Source organism: Frankia sp. Mgl5, assembly GCF_023242985.1.
Taxonomy (GTDB): Bacteria; Actinomycetota; Actinomycetes; order Frankiales; family Frankiaceae; genus Parafrankia; species Parafrankia soli.
Genome location: NZ_JALKFY010000825.1, coordinates 58,110 through 79,853, shown reverse-complemented (window position 1 = coordinate 79,853; position 21,744 = coordinate 58,110). Strand labels below are relative to the sequence as shown.

Annotated in this window: 24 protein-coding genes; 13 read left to right on the top strand and 11 right to left on the bottom strand. The window is 72.2% G+C overall.

Annotated features, from left to right (window positions below):
• Nucleotides 1-53 precede the first annotated feature (53 nt).
• From MXD62_RS33385 to MXD62_RS33375, 3 genes are all read right to left on the bottom strand, one after another.
• Complete coding sequence (locus tag MXD62_RS33385; protein ID WP_248833341.1) at nucleotides 54-1,193, bottom strand: hypothetical protein; 1,140 nt, start codon at nucleotides 1,191-1,193, stop codon at nucleotides 54-56.
• Between the two features lies 1 nt (nucleotide 1,194).
• Nucleotides 1,195-1,512: a hypothetical protein gene (locus tag MXD62_RS33380; RefSeq protein ID WP_248833340.1), complete on the bottom strand. Its 318-nt coding sequence runs from the start codon at nucleotides 1,510-1,512 to the stop codon at nucleotides 1,195-1,197.
• A gap of 184 nt (nucleotides 1,513-1,696) precedes the next feature.
• Complete coding sequence (locus MXD62_RS33375; protein WP_248833339.1) at nucleotides 1,697-2,932, bottom strand: epoxide hydrolase; 1,236 nt, start codon at nucleotides 2,930-2,932, stop codon at nucleotides 1,697-1,699.
• Nucleotides 2,933-3,073: 141 nt separating this feature from the next.
• Here MXD62_RS33375 and MXD62_RS33370 point away from each other — a divergent pair, with 141 nt between their 5' ends.
• The gene (locus MXD62_RS33370; RefSeq protein ID WP_248833338.1) at nucleotides 3,074-4,339 is read left to right on the top strand and encodes an APC family permease; all 1,266 of its coding nucleotides are present in this window, start codon (nucleotides 3,074-3,076) and stop codon (nucleotides 4,337-4,339) included.
• Between the two features lie 111 nt (nucleotides 4,340-4,450).
• Entirely contained in the window at nucleotides 4,451-4,927 is a 477-nt protein-coding gene (locus tag MXD62_RS33365) for a DoxX family protein (protein WP_248833337.1), read from the top strand.
• 31 nt (nucleotides 4,928-4,958) lie between these two features.
• On the opposite strand, the gene MXD62_RS33360 is transcribed toward MXD62_RS33365, so the two are convergent.
• Nucleotides 4,959-5,264 carry a PadR family transcriptional regulator gene (locus MXD62_RS33360; protein WP_248833336.1) on the bottom strand — a complete coding sequence of 102 codons (306 nt, stop codon included), beginning with the start codon at nucleotides 5,262-5,264 and terminating at the stop codon, nucleotides 4,959-4,961.
• A 220-nt stretch (nucleotides 5,265-5,484) separates the two neighbouring features.
• Nucleotides 5,485-6,456, bottom strand: a complete 972-nt coding sequence (locus MXD62_RS33355) for an epimerase (protein WP_248833335.1) — start codon at nucleotides 6,454-6,456, stop codon at nucleotides 5,485-5,487.
• A gap of 225 nt (nucleotides 6,457-6,681) precedes the next feature.
• On the opposite strand from MXD62_RS33355, the gene MXD62_RS33350 reads away from it, so the two are divergent.
• Complete coding sequence (locus MXD62_RS33350) at nucleotides 6,682-6,912, top strand: hypothetical protein (RefSeq protein WP_248833334.1); 231 nt, start codon at nucleotides 6,682-6,684, stop codon at nucleotides 6,910-6,912.
• Between the two features lie 3 nt (nucleotides 6,913-6,915).
• Entirely contained in the window at nucleotides 6,916-7,215 is a 300-nt protein-coding gene (locus MXD62_RS33345) for a hypothetical protein (RefSeq protein WP_248833333.1), read from the top strand.
• 191 nt (nucleotides 7,216-7,406) lie between these two features.
• Here MXD62_RS33345 and MXD62_RS33340 read toward each other — a convergent pair whose 3' ends face one another.
• Entirely contained in the window at nucleotides 7,407-8,342 is a 936-nt protein-coding gene (locus MXD62_RS33340; RefSeq protein WP_251082710.1) for a putative protein N(5)-glutamine methyltransferase, read from the bottom strand.
• On the opposite strand from MXD62_RS33340, the gene MXD62_RS33335 reads away from it, so the two are divergent.
• Nucleotides 8,275-8,463, top strand: coding sequence for a hypothetical protein (locus tag MXD62_RS33335; protein WP_248833331.1), 189 nt, complete (start codon nucleotides 8,275-8,277; stop codon nucleotides 8,461-8,463). The genes MXD62_RS33340 and MXD62_RS33335 overlap by 68 nt on opposite strands.
• 263 nt (nucleotides 8,464-8,726) lie before the next feature.
• Nucleotides 8,727-10,031 carry a hypothetical protein gene (locus MXD62_RS33330; protein WP_248833330.1) on the top strand — a complete coding sequence of 435 codons (1,305 nt, stop codon included), beginning with the start codon at nucleotides 8,727-8,729 and terminating at the stop codon, nucleotides 10,029-10,031.
• 39 nt (nucleotides 10,032-10,070) lie between these two features.
• Here the strand turns inward: MXD62_RS33330 and MXD62_RS33325 are convergent, their stop codons facing one another.
• A complete protein-coding gene (locus MXD62_RS33325) occupies nucleotides 10,071-10,817 on the bottom strand; it encodes a dienelactone hydrolase family protein (RefSeq protein ID WP_248833329.1) in 747 nt (248 codons plus the stop codon).
• A gap of 467 nt (nucleotides 10,818-11,284) precedes the next feature.
• Between MXD62_RS33325 and MXD62_RS33320 the strand changes: the two genes are divergently transcribed.
• From MXD62_RS33320 to MXD62_RS33310, 3 genes are all read left to right on the top strand, one after another.
• A complete protein-coding gene (locus tag MXD62_RS33320) occupies nucleotides 11,285-12,751 on the top strand; it encodes an MFS transporter (RefSeq protein WP_248833328.1) in 1,467 nt (488 codons plus the stop codon).
• 144 nt (nucleotides 12,752-12,895) lie between these two features.
• Nucleotides 12,896-13,510, top strand: a complete 615-nt coding sequence (locus MXD62_RS33315) for a TetR/AcrR family transcriptional regulator (protein WP_248833327.1) — start codon at nucleotides 12,896-12,898, stop codon at nucleotides 13,508-13,510.
• A 129-nt stretch (nucleotides 13,511-13,639) separates the two neighbouring features.
• Nucleotides 13,640-14,221: a hypothetical protein gene (locus tag MXD62_RS33310; protein ID WP_248833326.1), complete on the top strand. Its 582-nt coding sequence runs from the start codon at nucleotides 13,640-13,642 to the stop codon at nucleotides 14,219-14,221.
• Between the two features lie 124 nt (nucleotides 14,222-14,345).
• On the opposite strand, the gene MXD62_RS33305 is transcribed toward MXD62_RS33310, so the two are convergent.
• Nucleotides 14,346-15,989, bottom strand: coding sequence for an alpha/beta hydrolase (locus MXD62_RS33305; RefSeq protein WP_248833325.1), 1,644 nt, complete (start codon nucleotides 15,987-15,989; stop codon nucleotides 14,346-14,348).
• A gap of 202 nt (nucleotides 15,990-16,191) precedes the next feature.
• Here MXD62_RS33305 and MXD62_RS33300 point away from each other — a divergent pair, with 202 nt between their 5' ends.
• Nucleotides 16,192-16,341: a hypothetical protein gene (locus tag MXD62_RS33300; protein ID WP_248833324.1), complete on the top strand. Its 150-nt coding sequence runs from the start codon at nucleotides 16,192-16,194 to the stop codon at nucleotides 16,339-16,341.
• On the opposite strand, the gene MXD62_RS33295 is transcribed toward MXD62_RS33300, so the two are convergent.
• On the bottom strand, nucleotides 16,327-16,809 hold the full coding sequence (locus MXD62_RS33295) for a helix-turn-helix domain-containing protein (RefSeq protein ID WP_248833323.1): 483 nt from the start codon (nucleotides 16,807-16,809) through the stop codon (nucleotides 16,327-16,329). The two genes, MXD62_RS33300 and MXD62_RS33295, sit on opposite strands and share 15 nt — an antisense overlap.
• 55 nt (nucleotides 16,810-16,864) lie before the next feature.
• On the opposite strand from MXD62_RS33295, the gene MXD62_RS33290 reads away from it, so the two are divergent.
• Together MXD62_RS33290 and fabG are read left to right on the top strand one after the other, a co-directional pair.
• Complete coding sequence (locus MXD62_RS33290) at nucleotides 16,865-18,283, top strand: MFS transporter (protein ID WP_248833322.1); 1,419 nt, start codon at nucleotides 16,865-16,867, stop codon at nucleotides 18,281-18,283.
• A gap of 194 nt (nucleotides 18,284-18,477) precedes the next feature.
• A complete protein-coding gene (gene fabG / locus MXD62_RS33285; protein ID WP_020461636.1) occupies nucleotides 18,478-19,239 on the top strand; it encodes a 3-oxoacyl-ACP reductase FabG in 762 nt (253 codons plus the stop codon).
• A gap of 73 nt (nucleotides 19,240-19,312) precedes the next feature.
• Here fabG and MXD62_RS33280 read toward each other — a convergent pair whose 3' ends face one another.
• Nucleotides 19,313-19,795 (bottom strand): SRPBCC family protein, encoded by a 483-nt coding sequence (locus MXD62_RS33280; protein ID WP_248833321.1) that lies wholly within the window; start codon nucleotides 19,793-19,795, stop codon nucleotides 19,313-19,315.
• Between the two features lie 36 nt (nucleotides 19,796-19,831).
• A complete protein-coding gene (locus MXD62_RS33275; protein WP_368862488.1) occupies nucleotides 19,832-20,236 on the bottom strand; it encodes an ArsR/SmtB family transcription factor in 405 nt (134 codons plus the stop codon).
• A gap of 222 nt (nucleotides 20,237-20,458) precedes the next feature.
• Between MXD62_RS33275 and MXD62_RS33270 the strand changes: the two genes are divergently transcribed.
• A complete protein-coding gene (locus MXD62_RS33270) occupies nucleotides 20,459-21,712 on the top strand; it encodes a magnesium and cobalt transport protein CorA (protein WP_248833319.1) in 1,254 nt (417 codons plus the stop codon).
• Nucleotides 21,713-21,744 lie beyond the last annotated feature (32 nt).

The following is a 21,744-nucleotide window of genomic DNA, read 5'->3' as shown; positions in this document are numbered from 1 at the left end:
TATTTCGCCGAGGGTGCTGTTCAGCCAGTTGAGGGTGCTGTTCGGCCGCGCGGCTACGTACCCGCGGATGCTTCACGCTCTCCTCGATTTCCGCAGGTCCTGGCTTCGGCTGGAGATTCTGCAGCACGACCCGGGTCTTGCCACAAGCCCCCCGGTGTGCTATATCTTAGAAGTGGCGAGGAGTGGGTGAACCTCCTTGCCTTCTGTCTTTCTTTGGCCGTTGTGGGTGGAGATTTTTCGCCACAACGGCCGGGTGGCCGGTGCATGTGTTGCCGCGTCGGTGTGGGGTCAGCCGTAGCGGCGTAGCTGCGGCCACAGCGTGGACCATGTGGCTGGCGGGGGCCGGCGCAGACTTCGACGGGCCTGTCCTGTTCGTCGTTGTCGACGTTGACGGTGTTGTCGACGCGGGCGGCTTCGTGGCAGTCGGTGAACCAGCGGTCGCGGTCATGCGGGGTGAAACCGACGACGATGACAGCGGTCGCGGTGTCCGAGGGTGGCCCCTGATCCCACAGGCTGTTCTGTCGGGCGTGGACGGGTCCGACGTCCGGGCGGAAACGTAGGAGCGCGCCGGCCTCGCCGTAGTTGGAGGTGACCACGACGGCGCCGGCCGGCTGGGCGTGCGCCACCGCGGCGACGGTGTCGGCGAAGGCGGGCCAGCCGACGGTTTCGCCCGCGTCGTAGTAGTTCACCGCCGCGATCGGGGTGTCGTGCAGGACGGACACCGGCACGATCGGCAGTGTGACGATCGTGGCTGGCACGAACGACAGCACGACGGCCGCGCCGACGAGCGCGGTACGGGCGGTGTCGGCGCGGTGGCGCGCCACCCAGCGCAGGGTGGGTTCGGCGGCGGCGGCGAACAGCACCGGGTAGATGCCGACAAGGTAGTAGGGCTTCCCGCCGGTCGCCAGGAACAGGACGACCAGCACGGCGTAGGCGAGAGAGAACAGCCGCCACGGGGAGCGGGCGAGGCGGATCAGCCCGGTGATCCACACCGGGGCCAGGGGCGGGCCGAGGAGCAGGAACTGCATCGGGAGGAACTGCCAGCGTGGCTGGCTCGTCCCCGACGCTCCGGCGGCGATCGCGCGACTGAGGGCGAGCTGCGGCCAGCCGTGGGTCGCCTGCCAGAGGAGGTTCGGTAGCCACGCCAGGGCGGCGATCGTGGTGGCGGCACACAGCCAGCGGGAACGCAGCACGTCACGGGGCCCGCCGGCGAGGACGCCGATCAGGAGTGCGAACGTCGCGTAGGCCGCGCAGGATCAGCCAGCTCAGCGCCGTCCAGCACAGCAGGTCGTAGACCGAGGTGGTGGCGAGGTGGCTGATCGCGGTCAGTGCGCCGCCGGCGGTCATGCAGACAGCGGCGAACAGCTGGGCGCGTGGCGGCGCGCCGAGTTCGCGGGCGATCAGGCCGGTGAGCGCGACGACAGCGCCGCCGGCGAGCGCGGCGGGGGCGCGTAGCCCCACCAGGCTGTGGTGCAGGGCGGTGTCGAGGGCGTGGGCGAGCAGTGGGGCCAAGGGCGGCTGGTCGACGTAGCCGAAGGCGGGACGCCCGCCGATGTGTCACGAGAGGGACCGATGACGGCACCCCCCTTAAATGTGACGTCATAGTGACGCCACAATGGCGTCATGGAGCCTGTGTCGTATGTCGACAGTCTGCGCCCTGTCGTCTGGCCGTTGCCAGATGAGCCCGCAGGGTCGTTCAGGGCCTGCGGGCGTGGAAGGTGCGGCGCAGGTCGTTCACCCAGGCGTCGGGATTCTCCCAGGGGATGAAGTGGCCGCCGTGGTCGTGGGCGTTGACGTTGACGTGGTTGAACCAGTCGGCCTGCGGGCCGGTCGTGAACGCCCGGACGCGTTCGCCCGCCGTGTGGATGCCGGGCGGGTTCTCGTAGGTGACGAAGGTGAGGCCGACCGGGGCCTGCACGACGGGGGTGCGGTCGTGGGCGGGGGCCCAGGGGTAGCGGTTGGCGTTGGCGTAGTACCGCATCGACGTGGCGATGGAGTTGTTCACCCAGTAGATCGTGGCGTGGGTGAGCAGGTCGTCCTTGGTGAAGACGGACTCGACGTCGCCGCCGTTGTCGCTCCAGGCGTTCCAGCGTTCCAGCAGCCAGGCGAGCAGTCCGGCGGGTGAGTCGCTCAGCCCGTGGGCCAGGGTGGCGCCGTCGAGCATGTGCACGGCGAGGTGGGAGGCCGAGCGGTGGTCCAGCTCGATGATCCGGGCGCGGACGTCGGCGGGCTGGTCGTCGGTGAGGGGCCGATTCCGGGCGAAGTCCCAGGCGCGGGGGCCGGTGAAGAAGTCGAGCGGCAGCCCGGAGCCGATGTGGATGCCGTACAGCTCGTCGGCGTACTTGTGGCCGAGCTGGCTGGTGACGATCCCGCCGATGTCGCAGCCCCCGGCGGCGTACTTCTCGTATCCCAGGGTCTCGGTCATCAGGGTGTGCCAGAGGTCGGAGACCTTCCAGAAGTTGACGTCGGAAAAGCCGGTGAGCGGGCCGGGGAAACCGAAGCCGGGCAGGGACGGCACGAGGACGTCGAACGCGTCGGCGGGGTCACCGCCGAACGCGGCCGGGTCGGCGAGCGGGTCGATCACCTTCGACCAGTGCCAGAACGTCCACGGCCAGCCGTGGGTGAGGATCAACGGAATCGGGCGGGGGCCGCGGCCGGGCCTGCGCATGAAGTGCACCGGGACACCGGCGACGCTCACCTGGTAGTGCTCGTAGGCGTTGATGGCGGCCTCGGCCTTGCGCCAGTCGTAGCCGTCCCGCCAGTAGGCGACAAGCTCACGCAGATAGCTGTCCGGGACGCCGTAGGACCAGTCCCCGTTCCCCTCGTCCAGCGGCGGACGGGTCAGTGTGAGACGGGCGCGCAGGTCATCGAGGACCTCGTCGGACACATGGATCGGGGCGGGCTCCAGAGGGAAGGCGTGCCGGGGGGTCATGGCGTGATTCTCCTACTGGGTAGCGGGAAGCGGTGTCGTCGCACCGCTGGCCTGAGGCGCGGTCGGGCGACACACTCGGTCACGTGTCGTCTTCCGATATCGGATTCCGTAATGAGCGCGCCCGTGCCAAGGAGTGAGCCTGTGAGCACGGCATCGACCGCCGCTGGCGTCCCGGACGAGTTGCGGCGTCGCCTCGGGGTGCCCGACGCCGTGATGATCGGTCTGGGGTCGATGATCGGCGCGGGGATCTTCGCCGCTCTCGCGCCGGCAGCGCACACGGCCGGCTCCGGGCTGCTGCTCGGCCTGGCTCTGGCCGCCGTGGTCGCGTACTGCAACGCGACGTCCTCCGCCCGGCTGGCCGCTCGGTATCCAGCCTCGGGCGGCACCTATGTCTACGGGCGCGAGCGGCTTGGTGCCTTCTGGGGCTATCTCGCGGGGTGGGGGTTCGTGGTCGGCAAGACTGCTTCCTGCGCGGCCATGGCCCTCACCGTCGGGTCGTATGTCTGGCCCGGCCAGGCGCACGCGGTCGCGGTGGCCGCCGTGGTGACGCTGACCGCCGTGAACTACGCCGGGGTGCAGAAATCCGCCTGGCTCACCCGGACGATCGTGGCCGTGGTCCTGCTGGTCCTCGCCGCGGTGGTCCTCGCAGCCCTCACCTCCGGTGAGGCGAATGCCGCGCGGCTGAGTATCGGCGGGGACACCTCCTTCGGCGGGGTGCTCCAGGCGGCGGGTCTGTTGTTTTTCGCCTTCGCCGGATATGCGCGTATCGCCACTCTCGGTGAGGAGGTCCGCGACCCGGCCCGGACCATTCCCCGGGCCATCCCGCTCGCGCTCGCCATCACCCTGGTCGTCTACGTGCTCGTCGCCATCGCCGTTCTCGCGGTGCTGGGGCCGCCGCAGCTGGCCGATGCCACCGCACCGCTGTCAGACGCCGTCCGGGCCGCGGACGCGGGCTGGCTCGCGCCGGTGGTGCGCGTCGGCGCGGCGGTGGCCGCGCTCGGCTCGCTGCTGGCGCTCATCCTCGGCGTCTCGCGCACCACCCTGGCGATGGCCCGGGACCGGCATCTGCCCCACGCCCTGGCGGCGGTCCACCCCAGGTTCGGGGTGCCGCACCGGGCCGAGCTCGCCGTCGGCGCCGTGGTGGCGGTCCTCGCGGCGACGGCGGACGTGCGTGGGGCGATCGGGTTCTCCTCCTTCGGCGTGCTGGCCTACTACGCCATCGCCAACGCCTCCGCCTGGACCCTGACCCCTGGCGAGGGCCGCCCGCACCGCCTGATCCCTGTCCTCGGGCTGGCGGGCTGCCTCACGCTGGCTTTCGCCCTGCCTCCGGCCTCTGTGATCGCCGGAGTCGCGGTGCTGGCCGTGGGCGCCGCCGCCTACGGGATACGCCGCATGGTGGCCCCGTAACCACCCCTGCACGACACGGCCCGCGGGCCGGGCGCACAACCACCGGTGCCCCTCCGGGGCACGGGACGGTATCGGTATCCGATACGTTGCGACGGCAGAGGGGCACCTTGTATGACACAGCTCGGCACCTGGCAGGCCCGGCTGACCGCGACCACCGCGCCCGCCGCGGTGATCCTCATCCGCTTCTACGTCGGCGCGGTCTTCCTCTTCGAGGGCATTCAGAAGTTCCTCTACCCCGACGAGCTCGGCACCGGCCGGTTCGACAAGGCCGCCATCCCCGCCCCCGGCTTCTTCGCACCCCTGGACGGGGGCTTCGAGATCGCCTGCGGTGCGCTGATCCTGGCCGGGCTGCTCACCCGACTCGCCACCCCGCCGATGATCGTGAACATGCTCGGTGCGCTACTCATCACCAAGCTGCCCATCCTGTGGGGCGACGCCCCGCTCTTCGACGGCGCATCCGGCTGGTGGGACTTCGTCCACGAATCCCGCACCGACCTCGCCCAGCTGTGCGGCAGCCTCTTCCTGCTCATCGTCGGCGCCGGCGCCTACTCCCTCGACGCCCACCTGCACCCCACCGCCACGGCTTAGCCGCACGCCCCGCAGACTCCCCACACGGTTCCTACAGGGTGTCGTCGCCGAGGACTTCGCGGGCCAGCTCCGCCAGAGCCTTGCGGTCCTGCGCGAGAGCCTGCCTCCCGACCTCGGTCGCCCGGTAGACCCGCCGGGCCCGGCCGTCCACGACACGCTGGTCAGAGGTCAGCAGCCCGTCGGCCTCCAGCCGATGCAGCGTCGGATACAGCGTGCCGGGGCTGATCTGGTAGCCGTGGCGGGACAGTTCCTCGCTCATCCACGCGCCGTGGATCTCCCCCTCGGCCGCGTGGTGCAGGATGTGCAGTCGCACCGCACCCCGCTGAAACTCCCGCACCCTGGCCCACCTCCGACAGTGACGAAACCGATATCGGCATCCGACCCTACGCCCGAGATGGGCCCAGCAGACGTTGTCGGTAGCGACCATCCGTTCGCGCCGGGCGCCTTGGACCTGCCCGGCTTCCTCTCCAGGTGGCGGGAGCGGACAACGCCTTCGTGCGATCACGGAGGCTGCGCGACAACGATCGTCAGAGAACCCTGCTGCACCCGTCCCGTCACTAGCCCGACGCCCGCCTGGAACGCCTCCGACTACGCGCCACCAGATCACGGGCGGCCTCCGGCCACTCGGGTAGATCGAACACGAACCCCGCCCCAAGCAGCCGGCCCGGCACCACCCGCCGGCTCTTCAGAAGCAGCTCAGTGTCGCTACGCATCACGAACGCACCCACCTCGGCCATCCACGCCGTCGCCGGCAACCCCACCCGCACCCCCACCGCCGCCCGCAGACCCGCGACGAACTCCCGGTACGGCAACGGGTTCGGCGACGCCAGATTCACCGGCCCCACCAGATCGTCACACTCCACCAGGAACACGACCGCCCGGACGAAATCACGGTCGTGAATCCACGACATGTACTGCCGGCCCCCGGCGACCGGCCCACCCAGACCCAGCCGGCTCATCCGCCACAGCACGTCAAACGCACCACCCCGCCCCGGCGCCATCACAATGCTCGTCCGCAGCGCCACCCGGCGGGTATCCGGCGTCGCCGCCTCCGCCTGCGCGGCCTCCCACCGCCGGGCGATGTCAACACTGAACGCCCAGTACGCCGGCACACCCTCCTCGTCACCGCCGACAATCCCCGACACCTCGTCATTCGCCCGGTCAAAGCTGTGCGCGTAGATCGTGGCAGTGCTCATCTGCAACCACACCCACGGCGGACGAGCCGCCCCCGCGATCGCCGCCCCCACCACAGCCGCGGAATCCACCCGCGACGCCATCATCTCCGCCAGATTCGCCCGCGTGTACCGGCAGTTCACACTGCGCCCAGCCAGGTTGACCACCGCGTCGGCGCCATCCACCTCGGCCACCCACGCGCCCTCGGTCCGGCCGTCCCAGCGCACCGTCCGCGCGCCGGGCACCTGAATATCGGCGCGCCGGCTGAGGACAACCACCTCATGCCCCGCACTCCCGAACGCGCCCGCGAGCAGCAACCCCAGATGCCCCGTCCCACCCGGAACAACGATCTTCACGATCTCCCCGCTCCCGCTCGACCGGCACGCGACCACAGCCAGTCTTACGCGGGCCCCGATCCCGATGCGCCGCAGAGAAACCATCCCGTCACCAGGGTTCACGCCGCCGAGCGTGCCCGAGCAACAGACGATCCGGGGCCTGCAGGAGGATCGGAAGGTCACGACCGTGCTGGCCACGGTGCGTCATCTGGCTGGGGTGGCGGTCTGGTCGCCGGCGCCGACGGGATGCGGTTCGTCGTCCTCCAGCACGTGCAGGCGATCCTCGACGAGCAGGTGAGCGTCGCAGAGCTGCGCGGCATGCTGAGGCTGCGTCGAGCGGAACTCGAAGCGACGATCGCGGCGGACACCGCCCGGCTGGCCCGGGTGCAGGCGAGGCTCCGCGCGATCGAGAACGAGGGACGCATGCCCACCGACGATGTTCTGGTCAAGCGCATCACCCGGGTCCGGGTCGCGTAACTGGTGGCCACAGCCGTCAGTTACGCGCCCGAGGACATCGGACCGGTCCTGCCGCCACTCTTCCCCGACCTCGTCGGCCGGCTGGCACGCGCCGGCCTGACTCCGACGGGACCCGCCATCGCCTACTACGTGGATTCTCCGCGGGGAGATGACACGATCATCGTCCATGCGGCCCTGCCGGTCGCGGCCGAGCCCGACGCCAGCCACGACTTCGCGATCGTGGACCTCCCGGAGATCCCCTCCGCGGCCACCATCGTGCACCGCGGGTCCATTGCCCCCCGGGGGCTCTTGGACGCTGGGTGACCGAACTTCAGGCGCCGATCACACAATCCTGAACCGGCGATCGTTGATGCTGTTTTTGTTTGTTGGAGTTTATTGGCTAACCGTTAAAGATCAATAAGAAGGGAAGAGGCGGTCAACACTGTTGATTATCTTGAGCTTCCTCGGGTGGCTGCCCGCTCAAGTCAGCGACAGGGCGGCCACCCGAGGGCCGATCAGGCCTCGTCCCCCCGCACGTGGCGGCCGGCTACCACAGTGGTGCTCAGGTCCTCACAGGTCGCGACCGTTGTGACGAGGCCGGCGTGGAGAAAGGTCTCCCCCGCCAGCGGCGCCTGGGCCCGGCTGGTCTCGACGAGCAGACTCCCCCCGGGCGCCAGCCAGTCCGTCGCCTCGGCGGCCACCCGGCGCAGCACGTCCAGCCCGTCCGAACCGCCGTCGAGGGCCTCCCGGGGCTCGTGGACCCGCGCCTCGGGAGGCAACAGCCCCAGCCGACCCGTCGGCACGTACGGAACGTTGGCCACCAGAAGATCCACCCGCCCGCGCAACACCGGCGGCAGCGGCGCGTAGAGATCACCTGTGTAGACCCGGCCCGGCGCCGGGGTGATGCGCGCCGGACCGGTCAGGTTGCGCCGGGCGCAGGCGACGGCGACCGGGTCGACGTCCGCCGCGTGCAGGTCGACCGGCCCGCGGACGGCGCCGGCCAGCGCCGCGCCGACCGCGCCCGATCCGCAGCACAGATCGACGACCACCCAACCCACCGCCGAGCGGGCCCTGTCCCCCACGGTCGCGCCGGCGGCCAGGATCGCCACGGCGCGGTCGACGAGGAACTCGGTGCGGCGGCGGGGGACGAACACCCGCTCGTCGACAGCCACCCGCAGGCCGCGGAACGACACCCAGCCCAGCACGTGTTCCAACGGCAGCCCGGACGCCCGACGGGCGACCATCACGGCGAGCTCGTCGGAGGTGCTCGCGGTGGACAGCAGCAGCGCGGCCTCGTCCTCGGCGAACACACAACCGGCCCCGCGCAGCGTCGCCACGACGGCCGACCGGTCGAGCGAGAGGCGCGCAGCGGTGGGCGACGGGGTGGCGAACGACGAAGACGCGGAGAACGACGAAGACGGTGAAGCGGGAGAAGCGGTGGAACCCGACATGAGGACCTTCCGGAAAACCGAGAGCGCACTGCACGGCGCACCGGTCCTCCGCGCGGCGCCGCTCGGCGTCGGACGCCTCAGTGGGCGGCGCGGCGAGCGGATCGGCCGGCGGGCCTGGTGAACGCGCGGGGAGAGCGCCCAGCCTGCGGCAGCGGGATCGGGCTCACCTCCCCAGGTCGGCCGGCACCTCGGGTCACCTGGGGACCCCGGCACCGGCACGGGCGCGGACACCGCCGGTGCCGGAACGGCAGCCGATCCAGCTCGGCGGCCCCGCCGTCACCAGCGCGTTTGCAGGTCCCGTTCCTACCGCGTCACACCCCGCCACGTCCACCCCACGCGGGTCGCGCACGATCCGCTTCGGGGTTCGTCCGGTAGAACCGGAGCATGAGCTCGGCCGACGATCCCAGTGCGACACCGGCAGACGACGATCCCGCCACCATGACGGGCGGTGTCCAGACGGCGGCACCGCCGTCGTCGCGGTGCGTCTTCCCTGGCTGTGAGCGGCCCACCGCACCCGCCGACCGGCCTGGACGGCCACCGTCCTACTGCGAGGACCCGGCCCACAACCGGCTCGCGGCCTACCGCCGTCGCCGCGACCTCGCCCGCCGGGAGAGCACCCCGCCCGCCGGCGGTGACCCGGCGGCCGCGCGGCCGCCGGTCGCGCGGCCGATCGCCGCCGGACGGCTGCGGGCCGACGAGCTCGCCGCCCAGATCCGCGCGCTGGCCGCCGACCTGACCCGTTCCCTGGACGGCTTCTCCCGGGAGATGGCCGGCCTCGGGGATGTCGCCCGCGCCGAGGCGCAGGTGGAGGCGGCCGAGGCCGATGCCGCCGAGCGGGTCGCCGAGGCGGTGGCCCGGGCCGTGCGCGCGGAGCAGACCGCCCGGGCGGAACAGACCGCCCGCGGGGAGGCCGAGGCGGTGGCCGCCGAAGCCGTCGCCGCCCTCGAGGATGCCGAACGGCGCCTGGCCGCCGCCGAGGCGGCGCACGCGGGCGCGGTCACCGATGCCGAGACGGCCCGCCGGGAGGCCACCGCGGCGGTGGAGGCGGCGCGCGCTGACGCCGACGCCCGCGTCGAGCAGGCGCAGGCCCGGGCCGACGACGATGTGGCGCGTGCCCGGCGGGAGGCGGCCACCGAGATCGGTCGGGTCCACGCCGAGGCAGAACGGGTCCGTGCCGAGCTGACCGCCGAGACGGACCGGCTGACCGTGGCGTTGCGGGCCGCGGAACGGGCCGCCGAGCGGGACGCGGCGGCCCTGCGCGAGCTGCGGGCGGACCGCGACCATCTGCGGGCCGACCGGGACCGGATCCGCGACGACGCCCGCCGCGAACGCGACGAGCTGGCCCGGGCGCACGCCGACGCCCAGACCGAGACCGCCCGGGTCCGCGCGGCCGCCGCCGAGGACCTCGAACGGGAACGGGCGGCCACCACCGACCAGCTGGAGCGGGCCCGCGCCGAGGCGGCGTCCCGGCTGGCGGCCGAGCAGCAGGCCGCCGCTGAGCGGCTCGCCGTGCTCACCGACGCCCGCGCCGAGGCCCGGACCCGCGCCGAACGCGCCGAACGGCAGGTCGACGAGCTCACCGCCGAGCTACGCACCGCCCGCGCCCAGCCTCCGTCCCAGCCCCCGCCAGCCGGTGGACGTCCGGCCGGCGAGGTGCCGGTGCCGCCGGGTCGCCCGGCGGTCGAGTGAGCCTGCCGGCCCCGCGATGAGCCGGGAACCGGGGTGGGATCAGGCCGCGGGACGCAGAGTGCGGGCGAACAGCGCCAGCGACTTCTCCCAGTGCCGCTCGGCCGCCGCCTCGTCGTACACGGGGAAGTCGACCAACGCGAACCCGTGCCGCGCGGGGAGGATCTCCGCCTCGTAGTCGACCTTCGCCTCGTCCAGCGCCGCCACGAGCCGGGCGTGGTCGGCGTCGGTGTGGTGGGCGTCGCCGGTGGCGATCGCGATGTACAGGGCGGCGCGGATGCGGTCCGCCGCCAGGTACGGGCTGGACGGGTCGTCGCTGGCCAGCCCGCCGCCGTGGATCGACGCCGCCGCCGCGACCCGATCGGGGTGTGCCGTCGCCGCGGTGAAGGCCATCCGGCCACCGACGCAGTAGCCGATGGTCCCCACCGGGCCGGGCAGCGCGCCCGGCTCGTCGGCCAGGGCGTCCAGCAGCGCGCCGGTGTCGGCCATCACCCGCTGCGGGGTCGCCTGGGAGACGACCCGCCCCAGCCGGGCGCGCTGCTCGGGGTCGGCGAAGTCGATCTTCTCCGGTGCTGCCGCGTCGGCCCCGGAGCGGTAGAACATGTTCGGCAAGGCCACCAGGTAGCCGGCCGCCGCCAGCCGCCCGGCCATCCGCTGCACCGTCTCCCGGACGCCGTAGGCATCCGGGTACATGATCACAACCGGGGCGGGGGCGCCGCCGTCGGGGGCATGGAGATCGACGTCCATCAGCCCGTCTGCCGTCTGGACGTCACGTCGGGACACCGCCATCGGGGTCACCTTCCACTCACGCCGCCCCCCGCGCCCGGGCCCCGGTGGGCGGATCCCGGCGGGGACGGCCACCACGTGGCCCACCCACAGTCCGCAGCCGAGCCGGCCACCAGGGTCCGGCATCCGGCTCCGGATGTGTCCGGAGCCGGGAATCCGATGCTCTCTGGGAGCCTGACACCCCGGTCCACCCGCCACGACCGGCGGGGGACGGGACGCCGGATGACGCCGGCCGCCGTCCAAAGCATTCACCAGCGCCACCTGGCCGCGTCTACAAGGGGGCGCAGACGGGGGCGGTGGGCGGGGCCCCGCCCGGCCCACCGCCCGGCACGGCACCGTCAACGGCCGGCGCCCGGCTCACGGCGGCGATCCGTCGCCGGAGGAAGGCCCGGGCCTCGACGGGAACGGAGGATCGACTCCTGTTACGCTCCTTGCGGAGCGGAGGCTCCGTTCCGCACCCTGGAGGGTCCATGATCCAACCTGCCCGCAGAGCCCACCACCAGGTCACGTTCGCCGTACTGGCGCTCGCCGTGGCCACCTACGCCCTGCTGCAGTCACTGGTCAACCCCGTGCTACCCACGATCATGGAAAGCCTGCACACCAACCAGACCACGGTCACCTGGGTGCTGACCGCCTACCTCCTCTCCGCCTCGATCTTCACCCCGATCATGGGCCGCATCGGCGACGCCGTCGGCAAGAAGAAAATGCTGCTGGTCGCCCTCGGCGCACTCGCCGCGGGCTCGGCCCTGGCCGCGATCGCCACCGGCATCACCCTGATGATCATCGCCCGCGTCATCCAGGGCGTGGGCGGCGGCATCCTCCCGCTCGCCTTCGGCATCATCCGCGACGAGTTCCCCCTCCCGAAGGTCTCCAGCGCCATCGGCGTCCTGGCCGCGCTGACCGCGGTCGGCGCCGGCCTCGGCCTCGTCCTGGCCGGCCCGATCGTCGACCTGCTCGACTACCACTGGCTGTTCTGGGTTCCCCTGATCATGGTGCTGCTGGCCACCGCGGCCACCGTCGTGTTCATCCCGGAATCCGCCATCCGCACCCCCTCCAGGATCAGCATCACCCCGGCACTGCTGCTCTCCGCCTGGCTGGTCTGCCTGCTGCTCGGCCTCTCCGAAGGCCCCGACTGGGGCTGGACGTCCGGCAAGGTGCTCGGACTGCTCGCCGGCGCCGTCGTCATCGGCGGAGCGTGGGTCGTCGTCGAGGCCCGCTCCGCCGCCCCACTGATCGACATGACCATGATGCGCCTGCCGGCCGTGTGGACCACCAACCTCGTCGCCCTGCTCATCGGCGTCGGGATGTACGCCCTCATGGCGTTCCTGCCGCAGTTCGTGCAGACCCCGACCTCCGCCGGATACGGCTTCGGCGCCACCATCACCGAATCCGGGCTGATCCTGCTGCCGCTGAGCATCACGATGTTCGCCGTCGGGATCGCCTCCGGCCCGCTGGCCGCCCGCTACGGCTCCAAGGCCGTCGTCGTCACCGGCTCCGCGGTCACGATCATCTCCTTCACCCTGATCGCCTTCGCCCACCACGACAAGTGGGAGATCTACATCGCCACCGCGGTGATGGGCATCGGGCTCGGCCTGGCCTTCTCCGCCATGGCCAGCCTCATCGTCGAGGCCGTCCCCGCTCACCAGACCGGCGTCGCCTCCGGCATGAACGCCAACATCCGCACCATCGGCGGTTCGATCGGCGCCGCGCTGATGGCCACCATCGTCACCTCCGGCGCCGGATCCGACGGCATACCCCAGGAATCCGGCTACACCAACGGCTTCACCATGCTCGCCGGCGCCACCGTGCTCGCCCTGATCGCCGCCCTCGCCATCCCGGCCGCCCGCCGGGGGCACCCGGCGACCGCCCAGGACCTGCCGCACGCCGAGCTGGGACTGGTGCCCGGCGGCACCCTGCTCGGCGCCGACCCGGAGTAGACCGCACCAGCCGGGGCGTACCAGCTAGGGCCCTACCAGCCGGAACAATCAGGCCAGTCACCCCGTCAGGCCGACCACGGTCCGTCGGCGCCCACGGCTATGGTGGTAGCCGATGATCGTGTAACGATGCTGAGGCGGACTACAGTGATCTCCACGGCTACCAGCGGTGGGAACCAGAACACCGGAGACAGCACCGCGACCGACGCCGGGCCGCGGCTACGCCGAGACGCCGCCGCCAACCGCCAGCGCCTGATCACCACCGCGATCGAGGTCTTCAACGACGAAGGCATCGAAGCCGGCGTCGAACACATCGCGCAGCGCGCCGGGCTCGGCATCGGCACGCTCTACCGCCACTTCCCCACCAAACAGGCACTCATCGAATACCTGATCCACGAGATCCTCGCCGACATGGCCGGGGCCGCCGAAGCCGCCCGCAACGCACCCGGCGGGCAAGGCCTGGAACGCTACGCGCGCGCCGTCGCCAACACCATGGCCGCCCACCGCGGCTGCCTGGCCCGCCTGTGGGAACGCGCCCCCGCACCCGAACAGGAGAAGATGCGCCACACGGTCGCGGACCTGCTGCGCGACGCCCAGACCGCCGGCGTGATCCGCGACGACGTCACCCTGACCGACGTCCTGATGACCCTGCGCTCCGTGCGCGGAGTCGTCGAGGCCCCCGGCGACGACCCCGCCCAGGCCTGCCAGCGCCACCTCGACTTCATCTTCGCCGGCATGCGGCCCGCCTCCGTCCAGCGGTAACCCGGAACGACAGAAGTCCACCGGCAGACCTCGACCCACCGGCCACACAGGCGTGTCGAACCCGCGGACGGCCGGTGGGTTCGACATACCATCTGACTCCTGACAATGATCAGGAGAGGCTGTCTGGTCGTGACGATCGCCGCCCGGGAACGGGCACACCCACAAGTGGACGACGCGGTCACCAAGGCGGCGACCCGCTACCGGCGCAGCCGCCGCCTGGCCGGCATCGGCATCGGCGCGCTACTCCTCACCCCCGGCTGGGCCCTGGCCACCGCCACCATCGCGCGGCACCTGACCGGAACCCACCCGGGCACCCCCTGGACCGCCGTGGCCATCGTCCTGGCCGCCGCGGGAACACTCGGCTACGCCGCGATCTTCGGGAGCCGGGCCGGCGCCCAGATCCGGGAGCGACTGCCCTACGACCGGGTCGACGACCTGGCCTACCACTACCTGCGCGTACGCCAGGAAGCCGCCGCCGGCGGCGCGACAGCGCCCCCACCCGAGCTCCTGACCGCCGCCGGCCGCGCCGCCCGCCGCCTCAGCGTCACCTGCCCGCACAGCGCCTCCCGCCTCAAGGCCGCGATGCTCGCCCAGCGCTACTTCGACAACGCGGCCGGCGCACGCACGCCGGGCCGCCGCCACGGAGCCCTCGACCTCGCCGAAACCCTCGAGACAACCCACCACCTCCTCGCCTCTCTCCGCCCCGTCTGACCGGCCCCGACGGCGCCGATCGGGGTCGCTCGCCCCCGATCGGCGCCGCTGGCACGCCGGCCCCGCAGCGCCCTCCACAGATATCCAGATCACTGGATCCTCACGACCCCGTGATCGACGGCCGTCACTCCGGAAGCGAACCCGGGGGAGCCGGCGGACGGGTGCAGGTGAGGTCGGCGCTGGGCAGGGTGCCCGACCGCAGGTAGGCATTGACTGCGTCGTCGACACAGCCGCTGCGCCCGCCGTACACGCCGTGCACCCGTGCTCCGCGCAACGTCACCAGCCGCGACGAGGACAACGCCCGGTGCAGCGCCCGGCTGCCCGCGTACGGCGTGCGGTTGTCCTTCTCCGCGGCCACCACCAGCGCGGGCACGGCGTTCGCCACCCGGGTCGGCGCCTCCACCGGGCGCACCGGCCAGAACGTGCACGGGGTCAGGTTCCAGATCGCCGCACCCACATGCGACTGCGCCCGCTGATGACGGCGGATGTCCGCCAGGTACTCACCGGCCACACGGGACGCCGGCACATCCCCGCACAGGACCGCGAGCTGCGCGCTCTGGAACGCGCTGAGCGACCCCTCCGGCACCGCCTCCACCCGGCGCCCGGGTGACCCGCCGGGCAGCGTCGGACCGCCGGTCGCGACACCGTCCAGGAACTCGTCGAGGTAGGGGTTCTCCGCCGGCGCACGGCCATCCGCCGCGTCGGCGAAGGCCCGCACACCCATCGCCAGGATGTCGGACGCCTCCGCACTGTCGTCGACGAGTGCATCCATGAGCAGCCCCGGGATGTCCCCGGCGTCGTACTCCACGCCGTCCACGGTCAGCGGACCGCGCGCGGCCGCGGCGTAGATCCGGTCGACGGTGGCCAGCACCTCCGCGGCCGTGCCGCCAAGCCCGAACTGGACGTCCCGCCCGGCGGCCCAGCCGGCCCACTCCCGCAGCGCGCCCTCGAGCAGATCCCCGGTGTCGCGCAGCACCCGTGGGTTGTACGTCGCCGGATCCACCGCACTGTCGAGAACGAAACGATCGACCCGGTCAGGGAACATCTGCATGTACACCGCACCCAGGTAGGTGCCGTAGGAAAAGCCGAGAAACGACGTCTTCCGCTCATCAAGCGCAGCACGGACAATATCCATGTCACGAGCGGTGTTCCGCGTCGACGCGAACGGCAGCACATCGGCGTGCACCGCGCACGCCCGCGCTATCGCGGCCTGACCGTCGGCGGTGCGATCGAAACTGTCCCGGTCGGGGCCGCCGGCGCGCGGCCAGGGCCGCTTCAGGATCGGCCCGCAGTCCAGCGGTGCGCTGCGGCCGACGAAACGGGGGTCCATCCCGACCACGTCGAAGCCGTCCGCCGCCTCACCGAGCAGGCCACGCAGGTCCGGGGTGGCGTCCAGAGCAGGGCCCCCGGGACCGCCAAGATTGATCATCAGAATGCCGCGCCGGTGGGCGGTGTCGGCCGCCCTGATCCGGGACACCCCGAGGGTGATCTCCCGACCGTCGGGGCGGGCGTAGTCCAGCGGGACGCTGATCCCGGCGCACTGCGCGCCGGCCGCGTCCAGGTAGGAGCCGATCGCGTCGTTGGGGCCGGTCCGGCATTCGTGCCAGCGCACCAGCTGGTTCTCGAACGGGGCGAGGGCCGGGTTCAGGCTCGCCACACCGGGCGGGGCGGGATCGGGCGCGCCGTCCGCCGCCAGCGCCCCGGGGATCGGCCCGGTGAAGGAGCTGACCCCGACGAGGGCCGCGGCGCCGACAACGACACCGCACATCCGCGTGCGTTTCTCATCTCGTCTCATCGCCAGCCAGGATCAACGCGGACGGCCTTTTCCCCGAGGTCCCGGGAAACCGGGCGTTTCCATGATCAAGACGACATCGATGTTATTTGGAGGCATTCGATGATTGCGTTTGCCTTGCATTTGGGTTGAAAGGTGTGCGGGGAGAAATCCGTGGCCGACTACTCAAGATCATAAAATGGAAGGCGGCGGCGTCAACACTGTTGACTATCTTGAGTTTCGGGACGCCGCGCGGGGGCACGGGGCGGACACGCCGCTCCCCCACCGCCTCTACCTGGTGTTCCAGCGGCAGGTCGTCGACGTCTTCGCGCGCTCAGGCCTGCGCTGACCGGGCGGGCAGGAGATCCGCGCTGCCACCGGGGCCGACGACCGCGCGGACGTCGCCCGGGCCCACCGGCTCGCCGCACTGCGAGCAGGTGGGCACCGTGTGGAAGACCTCGCCGCAGCCACGGTGCCGCACGCTCACCGGCGGGCCCGCGGGCGCGGCGTACCGGTCACCCCACTGCCGCATCGCGGACAGCACCGGCCACAGGTCGCGGCCCTTGTCGGTGAGCCGGTAGTCGTAGCGCGGCGGATGTTCCTGGTAGGCGGTCCTGGCCAGGACGCCGGCCTCGACCAGACCGGCGAGGCGCTGGGTGAGCACGTTGCGGGAGATCCCGAGCCGCCGCTGGAAGTCGTCGAAGCGGCTCACCCCCAGGAAGGCGTCGCGCAGGATCAGCATCGTCCACCACTCGCCGACGACCTCGAGGCACTGGGCCACCGAGCAGTTCATGTCCGCGAAGCTCTTGCGCTCCATGACCGGCACGCTAGTCAGTTGCGTGATGGAACGCCAGCACTCTAAGTTCAGTTGCATGACAGAACTGATGATGGACCGGGGCGTCTCGCCCGCACGGCGCCGCGAGGCGTCCGGGCGCGAGGTTCTGCTGATCGTCTGCAGCGGCGTGATCCTGGCGAGCCTCGACCTGTTCATCGTCAACGTCGCGCTGCCGCAGATCGCCCACGATCTCGGCGAGACCGACCTGAGCCGGCTGTCGTGGGTGCTCAACGGCTACGCGGTCGTCTACGCGGCGCTGCTCGTCTTCTTCGGACGGCTCGCCGACCGGTACCGCCGCGACCTCGGCTTCCTGCTCGGCGTCGCGGTGTTCACGCTCGCGTCGGCGGCCTGCGCGGCGGCCACCACCGTCGACATGCTGATCGGCTTCCGTCTCGCGCAGGCCGCCGGGGCCGCACTGGTGACACCCACCTCACTGGGCCTGGTGCTCGCGGCCCACGAACCCGAGCGCCGTCAGGGCGCCGTGCGCACCTGGACCGCCGTCGGCGGGATGTCGGCGGCGATCGGCCCGGTCGTCGGCGGGCTGCTCGTCGCCGCCAGCTGGCGCTGGGCGTTCCTCGTCAACGTCCCGGTCGGCCTCGCGGCCCTCGTCGTCGGCTGGCGCCGGCTGCCACGCCTGGCCGGCCAGCCGACCGAGCGGCCCGACGCCGTCGGCGTGCTGCTGGCCACCGGCGGGGTCGGGCTGCTGACCGCCGGGCTGGTCCGGGGGCCGGACTGGGGCTGGTCCTCGGCGGCGCTGGTGGGATCCCTCGCCGGCGGGGTCGGCCTGCTCGTCCTGTTCGCCGTCCACTGCGCCACCAGCCGGAACCCGCTCGTGCACCCGTCCCTGTTCACCTCCCGGCACTTCACCGGCGCCTCGATCGTCGCGCTGTTCTTCTCCGCCTCCTTCGGCGCGATGCTGCTGTCGATCGTGCTCTGGGAGCAGGGCCAGTGGGGATGGTCCGCGCTGCAGGCCGGCCTGGCCATGGCGCCTGGGCCGCTCATGGTCCCGCTCGTCTCGTTCGGCGTCACCGGCAGGCTGATCGCCCGCTACGGGCCGGCGATCGTCATCGGGCTGGGCAGTGTCATCTTCGGCGGCGGGGTCGCCTGGTGGGCGCTCGCGATCACCACGGAGCCGAACTACGTCTCCGGCGTGCTCGGCGGCATGACCCTCACCGGGATCGGCGTCGGCCTGACCCTGCCCACCATGATGTCCACGGCCGCCGCGTCGCTGCCCCCGCAGTCGTTCGCGACCGGCTCCGCGGTCGTCAACATGGTGCGCCAGACCGGCATCGCCCTGGGCGTCGCCGTCACCATCGCGGTGCTCGGCGAATCGTCGGTGGCCAGCGGCATCCCGCTGCACCTGTTCACCCGGGTCTGGTGGGTCACCGCCGCCCTGTCCTTCGCCGGAATCGTGCCCGCCGTGGCCCTCCTGCGCCGCCCCGCCCGCACGGCTTGAGCACCCGACCGGCGACGTTGCCGACCGGTGGCGTTCGGGGCCGCGAACCGGTTGACTTTAGGCCGCCGGGCCGGTGTGGGCCCGGCGCCGGCGGTGGTCCGGTCGCACCGGCGACTCGCCCGCGGTGGACGGCTGCCGGCGTGTGTCCGATCGCCACGCCGTCGCGCGTGGCGTCTGGTGTGAGGAGCCGGTCCGTGTCCGAAGCCCCGTCCCGCGTCGCGATCGTCACCGGAGCGGCCCGCGGCATCGGCGCCGCCATCGCGCAGCGCCTGGCCCGTGACGGCATGGCGGTGGCCGTGCTCGACCTCGAGGAGTCAGCGGCCAAGACCACCGTGGACGCGATCGCGGCCGCGGGCGGGAAGGCGATCGCCCTGGGCGCCGACGTCTCCGACGCCGCCGCGGTGGACGCGGCCGTCGCCCGGGTGGCCGCCGAGCTCGGCGCGCCGACGGTGCTGGTCAACAACGCCGGTATCACCCGCGACAACATGCTGTTCAAGATGACCGAGGGCGACTGGGACGCGGTCATGGGCGTCCACCTGCGTGGCTCGTTCCTGACCGCCCGGGCCACCCAGAAGTACATGGTGGACGCGAAGTGGGGCCGGATCGTCAACCTCTCCAGCATCTCCGCGCTGGGCAACCGCGGCCAGGCGAACTACTCGGCCGCCAAGGCCGGCCTGCAGGGCTTCACCAAGACGCTGGCGATCGAGCTGGGCAAGTTCGGCATCACGGTGAACTGCGTGGCGCCCGGGTTCATCGTCAGCGACATGACGCGGGCGACCGCCGAGCGCCTGGGTGTCGGCTGGGAGGACTACCTGGCCGTGGCGAAGTCGAAGATCCCGGTCGCCCGGCCCGGCGAGGTCGACGACATCGCCCACGCCGTGTCGTTCTTCGTCGGCGAGGGCGCCGGCTTCGTGTCCGGCCAGGTCCTCTACGTCGCCGGCGGCCCGAAGGCCTGAGCCTGTGGGCGGCCGGTGCGGCGCCGGCGCGGCGCCCGTCGGTACGGCGCCGCCGAGCGCCGTCGGGGACGCGTCAGCGGGCGAGCAGCTCGTCGAGACGCTGGTAGCCCTCGCTGAGGCCCTCCTCCATGCCGGAGGCGAGGAAGGCGTCGCGGGCCTCGAAGGAGTCCACCAGCGACGTGGCGACGAGCCGGGTGCGGCCGCCACCGAGGTCGGTGAAGGTCACCCGCTCGAGGGCGACGCCGTCCGGGAAGCCCTCGAAGGTGAACGTCTGCACGATCAGCTCGGGCGGGCGGACCTCGTGGAAGCAGCCGTGGAAGCCGAACTCGTTGCCGTCGCTGACGTGCAGGTAGCGGTAGGAGCCGCCGGTCCGGCAGTCGTAGTGGTCGACGACCATCCGGTGCCGGCGCGGGCCGAGCCACTGAGCGACCAGATCCGGGTCGCTGTGGGCGCGGAAGACCTTGGCCGGCGGCGCGTCGAACTCGCGGGTGATCCGCACCAGGGGGACGGTCGGGTCTGCGGTGATCGTGGTCGGGTTCGTGTCGGTGGCGGGCATGTCGATGCTCCTGTCGGGCTCGGCGGTCAGGCCGGGTCAGGTCGTCGGTTCGGGTGACTCGGCCGGGTCGGGCGGCCCCGCCCGGTCGGGTGGGTGGCGGGGCGGCATCGGGTGGACGTCGTCGGGCATGGCGCGCAGGACGTCGTCGAGGCGCCGGTAGCGCTCCTCGGCCTGGCGGCGGTACCGCTCGAGCCACGTCGTCAGGAGGTCGAGGACGTCGGCCTCCAGGTGCATCGGACGCCGCTGCGCCTGCCGGCCGCTGCTGACCAGGCCGGCGTCCTGCAGCACCCGCAGGTGCTTGGACACCGCCTGGACGGTCATGTCGTAGGGCGCGGCGAGCTCGTTGACGGTGGCGTCCCCCACCGCCAGGCGCGCCACGATGTCGCGCCTGGTCGGGTCCGCCAGCGCCGAGAACACCCGGGACAGCGTGTCCGCCGCCACCACCGGCACTCCCCCTCCGCATTCCTCCAGGCCGGCCACGATCAGCCGGCCAGCTACTCAACCGATTGGTTGAATAGCGAGCTTAGGCCGCCTCACCCAGGTCGTCAACCAGTTGGTTGAGGACAGGGCGCGGCGACCGGCCGCCACTGTTCGTCCCGCCGCGGTCACCGCCGTGGGCCCAGGGCTCATCCGGGGCCGGGGCCGCCTGCGCCGTCCGCAAGGATGGACGCCGGGCCGGACAGGGGCCGCAGCGAGCTCGCGGAGGAGAACGGCGTGAACGGGCACGACCAGGACGGCTCCGGCACCGGCGGACACCACGGGCACGGGCACGACAGCGACGGGCTCGACGACGGGCTCGACCTCGAGCACGGCGGCGGGTCGCTGCGCGACCTGCTCGCCGGCGCCCTGGCGCGCCCGGTGTCGCTGGTGCGCACCCGTCCCAAGCGGCCCCCGACGCCCACCGCCGAGCAGGTCCGTTCCGGGCAGGTCGTCGCCTGCCACGTCTACGCCGACGGCCAGCGGGTCCCCGACGGGTCGAACATGCTGACCGCCGCGCACATCGCCCGCCGCCACCATGGCGCGTTCGCCTGGCTGGGCCTGTTCGAGCCCACCGACTCCGAGCTGGAATCCATCGCCGACATCTACGGCCTGCCCGCGCTCGCCGTGGAGGACGCCGTCGTCGCCCACCAGCGACCCAAGATCGAACGGTACGGCAGCACGCTGTTCGTGGTGCTCAAGACCGCCTGCTACGTCGAGCACGGCGAGCTGACCGCGGACACCGAGGTCGTCGTCACCGGCGAGGTGATGGTCTTCATCGGCTCCGACTTCGTCGTCACCGTCCGCCACGGTGCGCACGGTGGGCTCCAGCAGCTGCGCGGCGAGCTGGAGGGACGGCCGGAGATGCTGCGCCACGGGCCGTCCGCGGTGCTGCACGGCGTGTGCGACCGGGTCGTCGACGACTACCTGGCGGTCGTCGACCGCATCGAGGCCGACGTGGACGCCGCCGAGGCGTCGGTGTTCGAGCACTCGGCGCGGCCGTCAGTGGAGAAGCTCTACCAGCTCAAGCGCGAGATCCTCGAGTTCAAGCACGCGGTGAGCCCGCTGGCCGCCCCGCTGCGGTCGCTGTCCGACACCCCACTGCCGATGATCGACCCGCATGTGCGCGACCACTTCCGGGACGTCTTCGACCATCTCGTGCAGGCCACGCAACGGATCACCCACCTCGACGAGCTGCTGTCGTCGATCCTGCAGGCGACACTGACGCAGGTGACCATCGCGCAGAACGAGGACATGCGCAAGATCAGTGCGTGGGTGGCTATCGGGGCCGTGCCCACCGCGGTCGCCGGGATCTACGGAATGAACTTCGACCACATGCCCGAGCTGCGGCAGGTCTGGGGCTATCCGGCCGTGCTGGTGACGATCGCGACCGCCTGCCTGTTCCTGTACCGGGCGTTCCGCCGCAACGGCTGGCTCTGACTCCTCGGGAGCCCTCGGCGACCCTCGGCCCG

What these genes read in the sequence shown, in the direction of transcription:
- MXD62_RS33375 (WP_248833339.1), bottom strand. Translation starts at nt 2,932, where the DNA reads ATGACCCCCCGGCACGCCTTCCCTCTGGAGCCCGCCCCGATCCATGTG.
- MXD62_RS33365 (WP_248833337.1), top strand. Translation starts at nt 4,451, where the DNA reads ATGACACAGCTCGGCACCTGGCAGGCCCGGCTGACCGCGACCACCGCG.
- MXD62_RS33350 (WP_248833334.1), top strand. Translation starts at nt 6,682, where the DNA reads ATGCGGTTCGTCGTCCTCCAGCACGTGCAGGCGATCCTCGACGAGCAG.
- MXD62_RS33340 (WP_251082710.1), bottom strand. Translation starts at nt 8,342, where the DNA reads ATGTCGGGTTCCACCGCTTCTCCCGCTTCACCGTCTTCGTCGTTCTCC.
- MXD62_RS33330 (WP_248833330.1), top strand. Translation starts at nt 8,727, where the DNA reads ATGAGCTCGGCCGACGATCCCAGTGCGACACCGGCAGACGACGATCCC.
- MXD62_RS33325 (WP_248833329.1), bottom strand. Translation starts at nt 10,817, where the DNA reads ATGGCGGTGTCCCGACGTGACGTCCAGACGGCAGACGGGCTGATGGAC.
- MXD62_RS33320 (WP_248833328.1), top strand. Translation starts at nt 11,285, where the DNA reads ATGATCCAACCTGCCCGCAGAGCCCACCACCAGGTCACGTTCGCCGTA.
- MXD62_RS33305 (WP_248833325.1), bottom strand. Translation starts at nt 15,989, where the DNA reads ATGTGCGGTGTCGTTGTCGGCGCCGCGGCCCTCGTCGGGGTCAGCTCC.
- MXD62_RS33300 (WP_248833324.1), top strand. Translation starts at nt 16,192, where the DNA reads ATGGAAGGCGGCGGCGTCAACACTGTTGACTATCTTGAGTTTCGGGAC.
- MXD62_RS33295 (WP_248833323.1), bottom strand. Translation starts at nt 16,809, where the DNA reads ATGGAGCGCAAGAGCTTCGCGGACATGAACTGCTCGGTGGCCCAGTGC.
- MXD62_RS33290 (WP_248833322.1), top strand. Translation starts at nt 16,865, where the DNA reads ATGACAGAACTGATGATGGACCGGGGCGTCTCGCCCGCACGGCGCCGC.
- MXD62_RS33280 (WP_248833321.1), bottom strand. Translation starts at nt 19,795, where the DNA reads ATGCCCGCCACCGACACGAACCCGACCACGATCACCGCAGACCCGACC.
- MXD62_RS33270 (WP_248833319.1), top strand. Translation starts at nt 20,459, where the DNA reads ATGGACGCCGGGCCGGACAGGGGCCGCAGCGAGCTCGCGGAGGAGAAC.